Consider the following 16,017-nt stretch of genomic DNA (forward strand, 5'->3'; position numbering starts at 1 on the left):
ACGGTGAATACCCCTCACTGGGCTGATTAGCCTAAATATCCCAAAAGCGATTTTGGCCAGCACTGAAAAAACGGGATTTAGAGAAAGTCATTTTTCTCTAAAATACGCCCAAGAAATTTTAAGGATTTATACCAAATTTTTGATATATGGGATTTTTCAACCATCGAATTACGGCTTAAAAACAGCAAAACACCTTGTCAAGAGAAAAATGAAAATAAATATAAGGTTCAACCGTAATCGTTAAACAGGGTTCAACCCTAAATTAATTACTTAGTTCACTTTTGCTACAAAGCAGAGAAAAAATCGCACCTGCGAAACTCAAAAAATCGCCCTCAAATTAATTTCACAAAAAAACGCGGGGTGTTGGCCACATCTAAAATTCAAAAAAATTGAAAATGTCGAATTTCCTACAATGTATATCCCTGAAGTAAATTTATAGGTTCGGAGATATGACCCTGAAGCATTGACTTACATAAAACCTATGGTATTTGTATTATAACAACATAGGAGTTCTAACATGAACAAAGCAGAACAAGCAGGAAAAATAGGCGGATTAGTTGGCGGATTTAAAAGAAGAGAGCGTCAGAAGTTTTTAGTAGCATTTATAAAGCTGGTAGAAATGGAGGAATTTCCAGACTTAAAGCTGACCTCATGCCTCGCAAAAAAACTGATAGCAGCATTCTCTGGCTGCAAATCAATCTCTAACGATGTTTTGATAAAAGAGTTTGGGAGGCCCGGCAACAAGGTAAAACAGCAAAACCTTGACGATATTGTATTGATTTTAACAGAGCGATATAGCGAAACGTATAAGTCACTATGGAGCGATGCGAAGAAAAAAATTGAAGATGATGCAAATGAATATAAGAAACAAAAAATTCAAGAAATGCGAACATCAATATCATAAATATATATCCATGCAGCGTTTTTTTCGCTACATGGCTGAGCATACTTAGGTTCAAGGATATACCCCCCAACCTTTACCCTCTTAACACCATCACATGGAGCAGAATAAAAAAGGCCGATACCGGCCTTCTGCTTACAACTGACTAAATTTTAAGTTGCCAAGTCGAGCGGCAAATCGCTTATGTCCTTCAAACGCCGACCATCAACCATGATAGCTAAAAGCTCAGACGAATCGTCCATTCCTAATTCTTTCAATGTTGCTTGTAGCTCATACAAGGCGAAATGATAAACGCAATCTATATCGCCAGTACCGAGAGCAATTGAAGCTAATCTGCTAGGGGTAGGCTCAGCGGTGACTACCATGATATTAGGCAGGTGGCCTTTGCGATTCCGCATCAGGTTTAACGCTTCGGAACGTGCATTCTGTGCCCTATCGCTTCGGATAGTCCACTTACATGACACGCTTGCATGTAGAAGCGGTTTGCCCCCAGCTGCAGCCCGCAAGCTAGCCCGTGTGCTTACGGACGCATCTACCAAAAATTCATGACGGTTAATATTGTCGTCACTTTCCAAACCCCTAGCTACAACGATATCAGGGGTGATTGTGTAGTCACTTCCCAAAGCCGCAGCTAGTTCGGCATCAGCTTTAGCAGCTCGATCCAATGCTATCAAGTGTGCGTATTGCTCATATTTAGCTATTTCTAGACGATTGCGACCAGAAACTTGATGCACGTCCCAGTCACCGGGACGAAGATGCCCAAGCTTTAAAAACGTGCTTTTCACATATTCGGCACAAATACCCTCAAACTCATTGCCAGACGTTTGACCGGCTTGCCGTTCGGCAATAGTTTCTGCCTTCAATAGCTCCGCAATTCCTTTTGCGATTGCAATGCTGGTTTTGTTGCTACTATCAGCGTTACTTGGCACACCCTTGTCATTAATAGTCAGGGTTGTTTTGAGAAGCGAGGCATGGAACTCTTTCCGTGCTTGTAAAAACTCGGGAGGAATATTCATCAGGCAACCTGTACCAAGCGTTTTACTGAAAGAGCCTTAAAAATCTGCGTTGCTACTGCACAAGCCACTGGAGGCGGGAAAGCGTTACCTATCTGTCGATAGGCTGCAGTTTTCTTACCGTGGAATTGCCAATCATCAGGGAACCCCTGAATGCGTGCGGCCATGCGAGTTGTCAGCTTCGGCATACCTTCAAAAAACTCGGTAGGAGGCTCATTCGCAATGCCCATTCCGCAGACACCAATAGACGCCCAAGCTTTTTTCGCCCTTGTCGGTCCCAGATCGGGGCCACCATGCTTTTTCGAGCCGCCGACCAACGTTGGTGCAATTGTGTTAGCTTGCTCTCGCCAAGCATCAGCACCACGCCAACCATCCGCCTTCATTAAATCGTGAAGAAGTTCACCAACAGTCGGTGGAGTGATTAGCTTTGGCTCAGGCCATGAAAAACCATCAGCAAGGTCTTTTCTGATACCGACGAAGACCACACGAGGCCGAAGCTGAGTAACGCCAAAATCGGAAGCATTCAGCAGCCGCCAGCCCGGTACATAGCCAAGCTTTTTTAATTGCTTCTCGACTTTATTACGGTAATCGTCGAAAACCGCGTCTAAGAGCCCACGCACGTTTTCCAGCATTACTGCCTTTGGACGACACTCATCAACGAGACGCAACGCCTCGGGAAATAGATCCCGCTCATCGTCTGCACCGAGCTGCTTGCCCGCCTTGGAGAAGGGAGGACAAGGAACCCCACCCGCGACCAAATCAACGCCGAAAAACGGCAGCCCGTTGAACTGACGCAGATCCTGTTCCTGAACGTTCCACTCTGGACGATTCAGTCGAAGGGTTGCACATGCAGGGGGTTCAATTTCCACCAGCACTTCGTGCCCAAAGCCCGCCATTTCAAGGCCGAGAGCTTGCCCGCCTGCTCCGGCACACATTTCCAATGACGTGAATAGGCTCATTTTGTCTCCTCGCTACGCTCTACTTCAAAGCGGCTACTTAAAAATCGGTGATACTAGCATGGTGTATGGATAGACAGGTAACCCATCTGACCCTTCGACGCACTGCTGCAGAGCCGCAGCACATCAAAGGGTCTTGATCAGATCAATACAGGCAGATAGCTACAAACCCGCTCTAACGCTCCCACGGAGGCTTCTAGGTCACAGGGCAGCACATTAGCTAGGAAGGTCAAAAGACAGACGAAAAAAAATGGCGATCTGTAGGCTAGCTTGCAATCAAAATTCGCTACAAATTTTGCTACAAACTATTGCTACAAATCGCCATTTTCCAGCCCTCGTAAATCATTGATTTATAAGGACTTTCTGAATATGGCGGAGAGATAGGGATTTGAACCCTAGGTACTGTTGCCAGTACAACGGATTTCGAATCCGTCCCGTTCGACCACTCCGGCATCTCTCCAATGCCGCGCATCATACCAGCGAATTCTGAAAACGCAAACCTTTATTTTCAAAAAAACCGCGTGGTATCAGGCGCTTGCGTGTGCGGGCGCCTTACAGCGGCACGCCCAAGCGCTTGGCAACTTCTTCGTAGGCTTCGATCACATCGCCCAGACCCTGACGGAAGCGGTCCTTGTCCATCTTCTTACGGGTTTCCTTGTCCCACAGGCGGCAGCCGTCGGGGCTGAACTCGTCGCCCAGCACGATCTGGCCGTGGAAGACACCGAACTCCAGCTTGAAGTCGACCAGCAGCAGGCCGGCGTCGTCGAACAGCTTGGTCAGCACCTCATTGACCTTGAGCGACAGCTTCTTCATTTCGACCAGTTGCTCGGCGGTGCCCCAGCCGAAGGCGACAACGTGGGATTCATTGATGAAGGGGTCGCCCTTCTCGTCATTTTTCAGGAACAGCTCGAAGGTGGACGGCTCCAGCTTGATGCCCTCCTCCACGCCCAAGCGCTTGACCAGGCTGCCGGCTGCGTAGTTACGCACGACGCATTCGACCGGGATCATGTCCAGCTTCTTGACCAGGCACTCGTTGTCGCCCAGCAGTTTGTCGAACTGGGTCGGCACGCCGGCTTCTTCGAGCTTCTGCATGATGAAGGCGTTGAACTTGTTGTTCACCGTGCCCTTGCGGTCCAGCTGCTCGATGCGCTTGCCGTCGAAGGCCGACGTGTCGTTGCGAAACAGCAGGATCAAGCGGTCGGCGTCATCGGTCTTGTAAACCGATTTGGCCTTGCCGCGGTAGAGTTCGTCGCGTTTTTCCATGATTGGGCTCCGCTTGCGTGAGGGGTGGGCTAGGCGATGGCGCGCCAGTCGAGCCCGTGTTCCTGATTTGCCACCTCAAGCCAGTCAGGGTCGCACCCAAGGGTGTCGACAAAGCACTGGCGGGCCAGGTGTGGCAGGTTGTTCTTGCTGCTGAGGTGAGCCAGCACCAGATACTGCAGGGTACTCCAGCCCAGCTCATGTACCAGGCTCGCGGCCTGGTGGTTGTTCAAATGCCCGCGCATGCCGCCGACCCGCTGCTTGAGAAAGTAGGGGTAGTGACCACGCGCCAGCATGTCGCGGCAATGATTCGCTTCGATCAACAGCGCATCCAGGTCGCGATAGCCGTCCAGCAGCCGCGCGTCGTACGAGCCCAGGTCCGTCAGCATGCCGAAACGGCGTGTGCCGTCGCTGACCACGTATTGCAACGGTTCATGGGCATCGTGCTCTACGCGCGATGCCGTAACCTCCAGGCTGCCGACGCTCAGGCGCTGGCCGCAAGCCAGGAAACCGGCCACTTCCACCGGCTTTCGCAGCCCGCGCAAAGTGCCCTGGCTCAGGTAGACCGGTACATTGTAGCGCCGCGACAGCAGGCCAACCCCATGCACGTGGTCGGCATGTTCGTGGGTGACCAGCACAGCGCTCAGCTGGGCTGCCGAGACACCGAGCAGCGCCAGGCGCCGCTCGGTCTCGCGCAGGGAAAAGCCGCAATCGACCAGGATGTAGGTATCACCACTGGCGATCAGCGTGCCGTTTCCCTGGCTACCGCTTCCAAGTACGGCGAAGCGCACTTAACCCAAGTGGTCCTGAATGGCACTCAGCACACGGCGAGCGACATCGGCCGGAGCCACGGTGTTGATGTTCTTCTCGACCGTGACCTGCACGTTCTCACCCACTTTGCTCAGGCGTACCTGATAGCGCTCGGCACGGGCTTCGCGCTCTTCCTTGGTGGGCTCGCTGCCGAACACACGACCGAAGAAGCCAGGCTTGTTCTCTTTGTCTTCGGGTTTTTCGGACAAGTTGATGTAGTACAGGCCCAGGCTGCGGTTGATGTCCTCGACCCGCCACTGGCCCCCCTGCTCCAGGGCACGGCCCACACTGGACCAGGCGCGATCCAGGTCGGCGCCCACGTTCAGGACCGGGTTGCCGCTGCCGTCTTCGCTCAGGCTGACGCGGTTCGGCACATCGAAATCACGTTCGGCCAGCAGCGACACCGAACCGCCCTTCTCGGCGCTGCGGTTCATGCTGGCGAGCAACTCGTCGACCAGCAGGGCGTCGGCGCCGGTGTTGGTGGAGCTGGACGGGAAGTCAGGTTCGGCGCTGCTGCCAGCCGGACGCTCGACGGTGACCACGTACACCTCGGAGGTGTTGCGCTGCACGCCGGGCTCCATGCGCACACGCACGCGCACTTCGCTGTCGTTGCTGCTGGCCGTGCTGGCCAGGCGCTGGCCAAGGGAGGCCGAGAGTTCGTCGAAACGCTGCCAGGTGGTGCTGAATTCACCCGTCTGCGGGCGCTCCTCAGCAATACGGAAGCCGTTGTCCTCGAAGAACTGACGCGCCACCGGCCAGACTTCGGCCGGGGCGTGCTGGGCCAGCACCCAACGGCTGCTGCCGCTGCGCTGCAGGCTGTAGTCGTTGGCCTGGCCCGCACCGCCGGTCAGCGGCTGAGGGCGCGGCACTTCGTACTCGCCGCTGACGTTGTCGTCGGCAACATTGCGCGGGATGGGCAGCAGGGGGTCGAGGCGCTTGACGCCGCTGACGTCCGAAGGCAACTGCATGGGCGCGGTCGAGTGCGCCTGCAGGTAATCGCTGCCGCGGTCGCGGAAATAACCATCCTCGCCCCACAGCCAGCCGCACCCACTGGTGCTGGAGATGATCAGGGCAAGGGCAGAAAGGCCAGCCAGTCGCTTCATGCAGGGTACTTCCTCTTAAACCAGTACGCCGGACTGGCGCAGGGCAGTACGGACTTTGTCGTGGCAGCCTTCGCTAAGCCAGGTCAGTGGCAGGCGAATGCCTTTTTTCATCAGGCCCATCTCGACCAGCGCCCATTTGACGGGGATCGGGTTGGACTCGCAGAACAGGTCTTTGTGCAGGGGCATGAGCGTGTCGTTGATTGCGCGGGCCTTCTCGGCATTGCCCTCAAGGGCGGCCTCGCACAGGTCGGCCATTTGCCGCGGGGCGACGTTGGCCGTGACGGAGATGTTGCCCTTGCCGCCCATCAGGATCAGCTCGACGGCGGTTGGATCGTCACCGGACAGCACGATGAAGTCGCTGGCAACGCCCTCGAGGATGGCCTTGGCGCGGGCCATGTCACCGGTGGCTTCCTTGATGCCGATGATGTTGGGCACCGTCGAGAGGCGGATGACGGTTTCGGCCTGCATGTCGCAGGAGGTGCGGCCTGGCACGTTGTACAGGATCTGCGGGATGTCGACCGACTCGGCAACGTGCTTGAAGTGCTGGTACAGGCCTTCCTGGGTCGGCTTGTTGTAGTACGGCACGACCAGCAGGCAGGCATCGGCGCCGGCATTCTTGGCGTTCTGGGTCAGGTGCACGGCTTCGGCAGTGGAGTTGGCACCGGTGCCGGCGATGACCGGGATCGGGCTCTTGCTGCGCTTGACGCGCTCGACCACGTGCTTGATGACCAGGATGTGCTCTTCGACATCCAGCGTGGCGGACTCACCGGTGGTGCCGACGGCGACGATGGCGTGGGTGCCGTTTTCCAGGTGGAAGTCTACAAGTTTGTCGAGGCTGCCCCAGTCAACACGCCCTTGTGCATCCATGGGAGTGACCAGTGCCACCATACTGCCCGCAATCATGTATCTGCTCCTGCCGGAAAAAGAGAGCGGTAATGGTACTGGGGGCATCGGCCTTGCACAAGCGAAGCAGGCGGGCGGAGCATTCCCCTCGGCGCCTTATTTCGCTACCCTTGATGCTTTGATCGGTGCAGCACGGCCCGCCGGGCCGTAGACCCTGCTCCCGGCCAGCGCCCCGGCCCTCGCCTGCGAGTGCCGAGCGCTGCCTACAGGAGGCTTTCGCCCGTCCTGCATCGACCGCTCATCGCTTTAGGAATGCTGCATGTCCACCCCCACTGTCCGCGAACAATTCCTCGTCATCAGCGCCTTGGGGCCCAACCCCATGGAGCTGGCCAATGTACTGAGCCGCGCTGCCTTCGAAAACCGCTGCGCGGTGGTCACCTCGCGCCTGAGCCGCCATGGCGAGACCAGCGCACTGGTTTTGCAGGTCGGCGGCAGCTGGGATGCCCTGGCGCGCCTTGAGGCCATGCTCCCCGGCCTTGGCAAGAAGCACGGCCTGACCCTTGACGTGGTGCGCAGCGCCGACCAGGAAGTACGCCCGCAGGCCCTGCCCTACGTGGCCTATGTCAGCGCCGCCTACCGGCCTGACATCATCAACGAGCTGTGCCAGTTCTTCCTTGACCACCGTGTCGAGCTCGAAGCCATGACCTGCGACACCTACCTGGCACCGCAGACTGGCAGCAGCATGCTCAATGCCCAGTTCACGGTGATCCTGCCGGCCGGCACCCAGATCAGTTGGCTGCGCGACCAGTTCCTGGATTTTGCCGACGCGCTGAACCTCGATGCCCTGATCGAGCCCTGGCGCCCACAAAACCCTGTCTGAGGAGGTTCCCATGGCCGTTGCACTCGACCAACCTGTCCCCGACTTCACCGCCCAGGCCACCAGTGGGCAGACGGTCAGCCTGTCCGCGCTCAAGGGCCGCCAGGTGGTGGTGTATTTCTACCCCAAAGACAGCACGCCAGGCTGCACCACCCAAGGCCAAGGCTTTCGCGATCAACATGGCGCCTTCGAAGCCGCCAATACCGTGGTGCTTGGCGTCTCGCGCGACGGCATGAAGTCCCACGAGAACTTCAAGGCCAAGCAGGGTTTCCCGTTCGAGTTGATCAGCGACAAGGACGAGGCCCTGTGCCAGCTGTTCGATGTGATCAAGCTGAAAAAACTGTACGGCAAGGAATACCTGGGCGTGGATCGCAGCACCTTCCTGATCGATAAGGAGGGCGTGTTGCGCCAAGCGTGGCGGGGGGTGAAAGTGCCTGGCCATGTGGATGCCGTGCTGGCAGCGGCCCAGGCCCATAACGAGGCCTGATCGGATCAGGCTGCGTCGGTCATCGGCGCAGCCCTATGGCTGTCAGAGCAAGGGCGATACACTGGGCTCCTGACGCGGCCAGGCATCCAGCACGGCCTTGATCAGGGTCGCCAACGGAATGGCGAAGAAGATGCCCCAGAACCCCCACAGCCCACCGAACAGCAAGACCGCGCAGATGATCGCTACCGGGTGCAGGCTGACGGCCTCGGAGAACAGCAGCGGCACCAGCACGTTGCCATCGAGCGCCTGGATGATCGCGTAGACCGTCATCAGGTAGATGAACTGGTCTCCCCATCCCCATTGAAACAACGCGATCAGTGTCACCGGCACGGTCACCACCACCGCCCCTACATAGGGCACGACCACCGATAGCCCAACCAACAGTGCCAGCAACGCGGCGTAGTTCAGGCCCAGGGCGATGAATGCGATGTAGGTGGCAATGCCACAGATCAGAATTTCGATGCCCTTGCCCCGGATGTAGTTGGCGATCTGCCGGTTCATCTCGCTGCCCACACGGTTGAGCAAGGTGCGCTGACGCGGCAGGTAGCCACTGACCCAGCGGCCGATCAGCTCGCGGTCCTTGAGGAAGAAGAACACCAGGATCGGCACCAGTACCAGGTAGATCATGGCGTTGACCAGCAGCGGCAGGCTGGACAGGGAGAACGTCAGGGCCCATTGCCCGAACTTGCCGATCTCGCCACGGACCGACTCGATGGCATGCAGCACCTGCTCGTCCGACACCAGGTGCGGGTAGCGCTCTGGCAGCAGGAGCAGCAGTGACTGCCATTTGCCAAGCATGCCCGGCAGCTCGTTGAACAGGGTGATCAGCTGGTGCCACAGCAGCGGCACCAGCACCAGCATGAACACCGCCAGCGCGCCCATGAACAGGGCAAATACCAGCATGACCGCCAGTCTCGAAGGCACTCGCAGACGCTCCAGGGCGTTGACCAACCCCTGCATGAGAAATGCCAGCACCATGCCGGCCAACACTGGCGCCAGCATCCCGCCCAGCGTGAGCACCGCCGTGAACGCCAGAAACAGCAAGACCGCCAGCACCACCGCTTCTTCATCGGAGAAGTAGCGCTGGACCCAGTCGCGTAGCACTTTGAACATGAACGATCCTTGTAGGACTCAGGCCTTGCGCAGCCAGTAGGTGTAGGTACCGGCCTCGGCCGTTTCGTGCAACAGGCTATGACCGGCCAATTTAGCGAAGGTGCGAAGGTCGCGTTGGGAACCTGCGTCGGTCGCGATGATCTTGAGCACGGCACCACTGGCCAGGCCATTGAGCGCCATCTTGGCCTTGAGCAGCGGTAACGGGCAGTTCAGCCCGCTGGCATCGAGTTCGGCGTCACAGGTCAGGGGGGTGCTCATCAACGGGACTCTCCAGGGCAATGCCGGCTACGGCCTGATCGGCCGCCTAGGATAGCGCCACTGGTCGCCAACGTGTGAGCCCGCTACAGTAGCAATCTTTGACCGACGCGAGCTTCGTGCATGAATCTACTGCGCCCTACCCTGCTGACGCTGGCCTGCCTGATGGCCCTGCCTGGCCATGCTGACGACTTGCCGTCGCTGGGTGACGCCAGTTCGGCGATCGTTTCGCCACAGCAGGAACATCAGCTTGGCCGCGCCTGGCTGAGCCTGCTGCGCGGCCAGGTCAACCAACTCAACGACCCGCAGCTCAAGGACTACGTGGAGACCAGCGTGTACCGCCTGGCCGAAACCAGCCAGCTGCAGGATCGTCGCCTGGAGTTCATCCTGATCGACAGCCGCGAACTCAACGCGTTTGCAGCGCCAGGCGGCATCGTGGGTGTCAACGGCGGGTTGTTCCTCAATGCGCAGACCGAAGGCGAGTACGCGTCGGTGCTGGCGCACGAACTGGCGCACTTGTCCCAACGGCACTTTGCCCGGGGCATCGAGGCCCAGCAGCGCATGCAGTTGCCGATGATGGCAGCGTTGCTCACCGGTATCGTGCTGGCGGCCGGTGGCGCCGGTGATGCCGGCATCGGCATGATTGCCGGCACCCAGGCGGCGGCGATTCAGGAACAGCGCAGGTTCTCCCGGCAAAACGAACAGGAAGCCGACCGCATCGGCATCCAGAACCTGGAAAAGGCCGGCTACGATCCGCGCAACATGCCGACCATGTTCGAACGCCTGGCGCGTCAGTACCGTTATGACGCCAAGCCGCCGGAATTTCTGTTGACGCACCCGGTAACCGAGTCGCGGATCGCCGACACCCGTAACCGGGCAGAGCAGGCGCCAAAAGGCGGTGTGGAAGACAGCCTGCGCTATCAGCTGATCCGCGCCCGGGTAGCGCTGACGTATGAAGGTACGCCGGGGCTTGCGGCCAAGCGTTTTCGCGCCCAGCTCGACGAAGACCCCAAACTCGATGCGGCGCGTTATGGGTTGGCGCTGGCGCAGATCAAGGGCGGTCAGCTCAACGAAGCACGGGAGATGCTCAAGCCGCTGCTGGCCAAGGCGCCCAACGACATTACCTACAACCTGGCGCAGATCGACCTGGATATCACCAACAATCGCCTGGCCGATGCACAGCAGCGGGCCGAGCGCATGCAGGGGCTGTACCCAGGTAATTACCCGCTCAAGCAGGTGCGCGCCGACCTGCTGGTCAAGCAGAATAAGCCGGCCGAGGCGGAGAAGGTGTTGAACGATCTGATCAAGAGCCGCCCGGATGATCCGGACGTCTGGTACGACATGGCCGAGGTGCGCGGGCTGTCGGGCAATACCATCGGCCTGCACCGGGCGCGGGCGGAATACTTCACCTTGGTGGGGGACTTTGATCAGGCCATTCAGCAGCTCGACTATGCCAAGCGCCGCGCCGGGGGGAATTTCCCGCTGGCCTCGCAGATCGACCAACGCCAGCGAGAGGTGCTGGAGCAGCAGCGCATGGTGCGGGAGATGATGGGGCGCTGAGGCGTTTCAGGGTCTGGGGCGGGACCGTTTCCAATGTTGAACAACATGCCTGAGCGGTCTCGCCGGGGCGCCGGACCGGCCGCGCCGGCCTGTGATGCGGGGCTGACACCTGAGGGCTGCTGCGCAGCCCATCGCGGCGCGAGGCCGCTCCCACACAAGATCCTCTAGCTCACCGATTCGGCGCAATGTAGGAGCGTCATCTGCCTCGGGCATGGCACCAGGACCTGCATTTCAGCCAGCGCTTACCTCACGCGTTCCCGGAAAGCTTCAACCTGGCCGCCTGGGTGAAATCCAGCATCCGGTTCAGCGGCTTGATGGCCTTGGGCACCAGGGCTGGGTCGACGAAGATCTCGTCCCCGCCACTGCGCAGGCAATGCAGCACGCGCTCCAGGGTGTTCATGGCCATCCACGGGCAGTGGGCACAGCTGCGGCAGGCCGCGCCGTTGCCGGCAGTGGGCGCCTCGATGAAGACCTTGTCGGGGCATAGCTGCTGCATCTTGTAGAAGATGCCGCGGTCGGTGGCGACGATAAAGGTCTTGTTAGGCAGCGTCTGGGCAGCCTTGATCAACTGGCTGGTGGAGCCCACCGCATCGGCCAGGTCGATCACCGACTCCGGCGACTCGGGATGGACCAGCACCGCGGCGTCCGGGTACAGGGCCTTCATGTCGGCGAGCTGACGCGACTTGAACTCCTCATGAACGATGCAGGCACCGTCCCACAGCAGCATGTCGGCACCGGTCTGCTTCTGGATGTAGCGACCCAGGTGCTGATCGGGGCCCCAGATGATGGTCTCGCCGTTATCCATCAGGCTTTCGACGATTTCCAGCGCGCAACTGGAAGTGACCACCCAATCGGCCCGTGCCTTCACGGCAGCGGAGGTGTTGGCGTAAACCACCACGGTACGCTCGGGGTGCTGATCGCAGAAGGCAGAGAATTCTTCGATGGGGCAACCCAGATCAAGCGAACAGGTCGCTCCAAGCGTGGGCATCAATACGCGTTTGTGAGGAGTGAGAATTTTGGCGGTTTCACCCATGAAACGCACGCCGGCTACTATCACCGTCTCGGCCGGGTGCTGCTTGCCAAAGCGGGCCATTTCCAGCGAGTCGGACACACAGCCGCCGGTTTCCTCCGCCAGGGCCTGGATCACCGGGTCGCAGTAGTAATGGGCAACCAGCACGGCATTCTGCGCCTTGAGCTCGGCAGCGATGGCCGCACGGTATTCGGCCTGCTGCTCGTCCGTCAGCGGGTTGGGCTGCTTGGCGTCGAGGTGAGCCTGTACCAACAGGCGTTCGGAAATCTGGGTCATGATCGCTGGACCTGCAAGCGCGTGCGCGCATCAAATCGAGTGTATCACCCGGCCCTGGCAGATCGGCTAAGGGCGCCGGACGGCGCAGGCCGCCACGGCCCTCTGCGGGCGCGGATTATTATGGAGGCCGAAGGCTACAGAGAAACCCAAGATTTCTAAAGCGGTTTTTATCCAGCCCTTACCCGCCCTCGTACCAGCGGCTCAAGGGCAGGTAAAGCCGGGCACTCAGCGTTGCGGCGAGAGCATTGCCAGCCGTGTATTGACGAACGCGGCAAAGGCTTCGAGCGTCATTTTCTGGCCATTGAAATCGACCATGCCATCGGCATAGTGCAACGAGCTGATCACCTTATCGCCTTCCACCGTAGCCAGGCCGCTCTGCACGCCCATCAAGCCGACCATCTCTCCTGCCTGGCCAGACTGCGTGGCGATGGCCTGGGCATCGGTCTGACCGTCGAGCAGGGCCTGCAAGGTCGCCAGGTCTCCTAGCATTGGCTTGGACAAGGACAGTTTGCTGGTGACCTGCGTCACCATCTGCTTCAACGCCTGATCTTGTGGCAAGTCGAAGGAAGACGGCGCGTCGAAGTCCATGGCCAGGTTGAAGTGGCTCTCGCCATTGGCGGTCTTGAGGCTCAAATCTTCGAGCGCCACCTTGGGTTTTGCGGCCAGCAGCGTGCGCAAGTCACCTTGGAATTTAGCCTTTTCAGCTTCGGTCATGTTGATCTGTGGCGCCGACTGCCCGGCAGCTGCCGCTGCCTCGAACTCAGGCAAATGCGCCGCATACCAGTTACTCAACGCCTGCAGCGCGGGCGCATGAATGGACTTGAAGCCGACGATCATCTGGACCTTGCCGACCGCTCGCCCATCCCAGGTGATGTCCCCAAGTTTGTATTCGACACGCCCGCCAAAGGTGTCGGGACCTTCGAGGCTTTGCAGGGTACTGAGCTCTCCCCCCTTGATGACCAGCGCCTGCTGCCTGGGCCCGAGGATAATCTTGGTCTCGGCCAGATAAAGGTCAGCGTTGCCCGAGAACAGGTTGTCATGCGCAGTCGCCGCCAGCTTGCCACCCAACTTCAGCCCATTGAGCTCGAAGATGACGGGAGGTTGGTCTTCGCTCACCAGCTTCATCAGAAAGTGATCGGCTTCGCCATGGAAGCGCGAATCCTTGCCGTCGCGATCCCCGCTGACCCCAAGCTCCATGCCCGAGAACGCCAGGCTGGTGCCGTTGGCATCGTCGAGCTTGACCGGCGCCAGGCGAACCTGGCTGTCGACACTGCCGCCGTACCCCATGCTGGTCTGGGCGCTGAACGGCACGCGGTCCCCGGCTGCTGCGTACCAGGGCGCCGTGACATCGTCCTTGTCCAGCGTGGTGTTGCTCAGCGCCAGCACTGGCAAAAGCTTGAAGGTCTTGACGCGGGACCATGGAAACGGGCCGTGCTCGATCTGATCGGTCACGCCCACGTCAAAATTCATGACCTGCTGGCTGCTGGCACGCACATCGCGAGCGACAACACGGTAGTGCGCCGTACTGCTGAACCAGCGCTGGTCCAGCGATACCAACTCGATGCGTACGCTGCCACCTGTGTTCACCAGCGACTTTTGCAGCTGCGCGTTGCTCAGGGCCAAGGCATGGTCCAGCTCACTCGGCAGTCGCTTGCCGGTGTACCAGGCGCCGCCAATGACCACTGCGGCAAAGGCCACCGCTACGCCGGACAGAATTGCTACTGAAGTCTTCTTCATGAATAAAACCGATTGATGTCCACAAAGGCTCGCACATCGCCTGCGCAGCCAGGAAAATGCAGCATATCACCGAAGGCCAGGCAGGTTGGCGGCAGTTCCAGGCAGGAAATCGTGCAACCCGTTGCACAGGCCCACTTCAAAGATGTCAATTTTTACGAACACGCTTATGGCCTTAGCAGTGAAAATAAAGACTACAGAGACGCTCGAATGCGTTAATTCCTCGATAAAAAGCGGACCCTCGAAACACCTTGTCACGTTTAACTTGACACCCGAGACCCTATCGTTTTTTATTTTGATCACTTGCGTGATCCCGTCACGCCTCTGCTGCTCCTACATAAAGGTGAACAATATGGAGCCCACCCGCTCGCCGCTGCTGCTTGCGCCCTTCGCTGTGCCTGTCTTTCAAGCCCTCGCCTTGGAGCCACGCCAGCATGCAGCCTGAATCCTACGCATCCGAAGCCGGCCAACTGCGCAAGACCTTGCGTCTGTGGCATGTAATCATCATTGGCCTGGCGTACCTGACGCCCATGACCGTGTTCGACACCTTTGGCATCGTGTCAGGCATCACCGCAGGGCACGTACCGAGCGCCTACATCCTGGCCCTTGCCGGGATCCTGTTCACGGCCGTCAGCTATGGCACCCTGGTCAAGCGCTTTCCTCAGTCGGGCTCGGCCTACACATACACCCAGCGTGCCATCAATCCACACGTGGGCTTTCTTGTGGGCTGGTCCTCTTTGCTGGACTACCTATTGCTGCCCATGGTCAACGCCTTGCTGGCCAAGCTGTACCTGTCTGCCATGTTCCCCGAGGTGGCGCCGTGGGTCTGGGTCGTGGCCTTCGTGTCCCTGATCAGCCTGATCAACATGCGCAGCGTCAATCTGGTTGCGCATTTCAACCTGCTGTTCGTCGGCGTGCAGGTGGCGATCATCGCAGTGTTCATCTACCTGTGCATACGCGGCCTGGACCAGGGCGAAGGGCTGGGCACGGCATGGAGCCTGTTGCCCTTCGCCGACCAGCAGACCCACCTGAGCGCCCTGGCGGCAGGCGCAACCATTCTGTGCTTCTCATTCCTGGGTTTCGATGCGGTCACGTGCCTGTCCGAAGAAACGCGCGACCCGGGCAAAACCATACCGCGGGCCATTTTCCTCACGGCATTGATCGGCGGCGTTGTATTCATCACCGTTTCCTACTTCATCCAGGCTTATTTCCCCACGATGGCACGCTTTCACGATCAGGAAGCGGCGCTGCCGGAAATCGCCCTGTACGTGGGCGGCAAGCTGTTCCAATCGGTGTTCATCGCGTGCACGGTAATCAACACCATCGCCTCGGGGCTGGCGTCGCAAACCAGCGTGTCGCGCCTGCTGTATGTCATGGGCCGTGACAAGGTCATACCCGCGAGCGTGTTTGCACGGTTGCATTCGCGCTACAAGACACCCGTACTGAACATTGCCGTGGTAGGGGTGATTTCGCTGTCGGCGATCTTCTTCGATCTGGTCACCGCCACCTCCATCATCAACTTCGGTGCATTGGTAGCGTTCAGCTTCGTCAACTTGTCGGTGATTAATCACTGCTACCTGCGAGAGGGCAATCGCCGAGGGCTGGCCAACCAACTTAAGTACCTGGTACTGCCCACCACTGGCTTCTGTATCATCGTTTCGCTGTGGCTGGACCTGAACATGCACTCGCTGCTGTTCGGCGGGATCTGGGCCACGCTAGGCCTGGTGTACCTGGCCTGGTTGACCAAGGCGTTCCGTGCGGCGCCGCCCAACTGTATCGCCGAGGGATGACGCATACCG

15 protein-coding genes and 1 tRNA gene are annotated in these 16,017 nt (G+C 58.7%); 5 read left to right on the forward strand and 11 right to left on the reverse strand.

Annotated features, from left to right (window positions below):
- Positions 1-517 precede the first annotated feature (517 nt).
- On the forward strand, positions 518-904 hold the full coding sequence (locus ACF8E5_RS15595) for a hypothetical protein (protein WP_232905576.1): 387 nt from the start codon (positions 518-520) through the stop codon (positions 902-904).
- 149 nt (positions 905-1,053) lie between these two features.
- Here the strand turns inward: ACF8E5_RS15595 and ACF8E5_RS15600 are convergent, their stop codons facing one another.
- The 7 genes from ACF8E5_RS15600 to dapA form a co-directional block, all read right to left on the reverse strand.
- On the reverse strand, positions 1,054-1,917 hold the full coding sequence (locus ACF8E5_RS15600) for an NgoMIV family type II restriction endonuclease (RefSeq protein WP_232905575.1): 864 nt from the start codon (positions 1,915-1,917) through the stop codon (positions 1,054-1,056).
- The gene (locus tag ACF8E5_RS15605) at positions 1,917-2,873 is read right to left on the reverse strand and encodes a DNA cytosine methyltransferase (protein WP_100413323.1); all 957 of its coding nucleotides are present in this window, start codon (positions 2,871-2,873) and stop codon (positions 1,917-1,919) included. The genes ACF8E5_RS15600 and ACF8E5_RS15605 overlap by 1 nt, the downstream gene beginning before the upstream one ends.
- A gap of 367 nt (positions 2,874-3,240) precedes the next feature.
- A tRNA-Ser gene (locus ACF8E5_RS15610) sits at positions 3,241-3,330 on the reverse strand.
- Between the two features lie 92 nt (positions 3,331-3,422).
- The gene (purC, locus tag ACF8E5_RS15615) at positions 3,423-4,133 is read right to left on the reverse strand and encodes a phosphoribosylaminoimidazolesuccinocarboxamide synthase (protein ID WP_016498342.1); all 711 of its coding nucleotides are present in this window, start codon (positions 4,131-4,133) and stop codon (positions 3,423-3,425) included.
- A 29-nt stretch (positions 4,134-4,162) separates the two neighbouring features.
- Complete coding sequence (locus ACF8E5_RS15620; protein WP_197844689.1) at positions 4,163-4,921, reverse strand: MBL fold metallo-hydrolase; 759 nt, start codon at positions 4,919-4,921, stop codon at positions 4,163-4,165.
- Positions 4,922-6,043, reverse strand: a complete 1,122-nt coding sequence (gene bamC / locus ACF8E5_RS15625) for an outer membrane protein assembly factor BamC (RefSeq protein ID WP_058638490.1) — start codon at positions 6,041-6,043, stop codon at positions 4,922-4,924.
- Positions 6,044-6,058: 15 nt separating this feature from the next.
- Entirely contained in the window at positions 6,059-6,946 is an 888-nt protein-coding gene (dapA, locus tag ACF8E5_RS15630) for a 4-hydroxy-tetrahydrodipicolinate synthase (RefSeq protein ID WP_058638491.1), read from the reverse strand.
- A 259-nt stretch (positions 6,947-7,205) separates the two neighbouring features.
- Between dapA and ACF8E5_RS15635 the strand changes: the two genes are divergently transcribed.
- Together ACF8E5_RS15635 and ACF8E5_RS15640 are read left to right on the forward strand one after the other, a co-directional pair.
- Positions 7,206-7,766, forward strand: coding sequence for a glycine cleavage system protein R (locus ACF8E5_RS15635; RefSeq protein ID WP_023536329.1), 561 nt, complete (start codon positions 7,206-7,208; stop codon positions 7,764-7,766).
- Positions 7,767-7,776: 10 nt separating this feature from the next.
- A complete protein-coding gene (locus ACF8E5_RS15640; protein WP_392475507.1) occupies positions 7,777-8,250 on the forward strand; it encodes a peroxiredoxin in 474 nt (157 codons plus the stop codon).
- A gap of 42 nt (positions 8,251-8,292) precedes the next feature.
- Here ACF8E5_RS15640 and ACF8E5_RS15645 read toward each other — a convergent pair whose 3' ends face one another.
- Positions 8,293-9,363, reverse strand: coding sequence for an AI-2E family transporter (locus ACF8E5_RS15645; RefSeq protein WP_058638493.1), 1,071 nt, complete (start codon positions 9,361-9,363; stop codon positions 8,293-8,295).
- Between the two features lie 18 nt (positions 9,364-9,381).
- Entirely contained in the window at positions 9,382-9,621 is a 240-nt protein-coding gene (locus ACF8E5_RS15650; protein WP_058638494.1) for a sulfurtransferase TusA family protein, read from the reverse strand.
- A 120-nt stretch (positions 9,622-9,741) separates the two neighbouring features.
- Here ACF8E5_RS15650 and ACF8E5_RS15655 point away from each other — a divergent pair, with 120 nt between their 5' ends.
- The gene (locus ACF8E5_RS15655; protein WP_058604302.1) at positions 9,742-11,178 is read left to right on the forward strand and encodes a M48 family metalloprotease; all 1,437 of its coding nucleotides are present in this window, start codon (positions 9,742-9,744) and stop codon (positions 11,176-11,178) included.
- 247 nt (positions 11,179-11,425) lie between these two features.
- On the opposite strand, the gene nadA is transcribed toward ACF8E5_RS15655, so the two are convergent.
- Positions 11,426-12,484 carry a quinolinate synthase NadA gene (nadA, locus tag ACF8E5_RS15660; RefSeq protein ID WP_392475508.1) on the reverse strand — a complete coding sequence of 353 codons (1,059 nt, stop codon included), beginning with the start codon at positions 12,482-12,484 and terminating at the stop codon, positions 11,426-11,428.
- Between the two features lie 225 nt (positions 12,485-12,709).
- Positions 12,710-14,221: a YdgA family protein gene (locus ACF8E5_RS15665; protein WP_392475509.1), complete on the reverse strand. Its 1,512-nt coding sequence runs from the start codon at positions 14,219-14,221 to the stop codon at positions 12,710-12,712.
- A 431-nt stretch (positions 14,222-14,652) separates the two neighbouring features.
- Between ACF8E5_RS15665 and ACF8E5_RS15670 the strand changes: the two genes are divergently transcribed.
- The gene (locus ACF8E5_RS15670; RefSeq protein ID WP_392475510.1) at positions 14,653-16,008 is read left to right on the forward strand and encodes an APC family permease; all 1,356 of its coding nucleotides are present in this window, start codon (positions 14,653-14,655) and stop codon (positions 16,006-16,008) included.
- The last annotated feature ends 9 nt before the right edge of the window (positions 16,009-16,017 follow it).

This window comes from Pseudomonas sp. WSY_20, from assembly GCF_043104335.1.
GTDB lineage: Bacteria > Pseudomonadota > Gammaproteobacteria > Pseudomonadales > Pseudomonadaceae > Aquipseudomonas > Aquipseudomonas parafulva_B.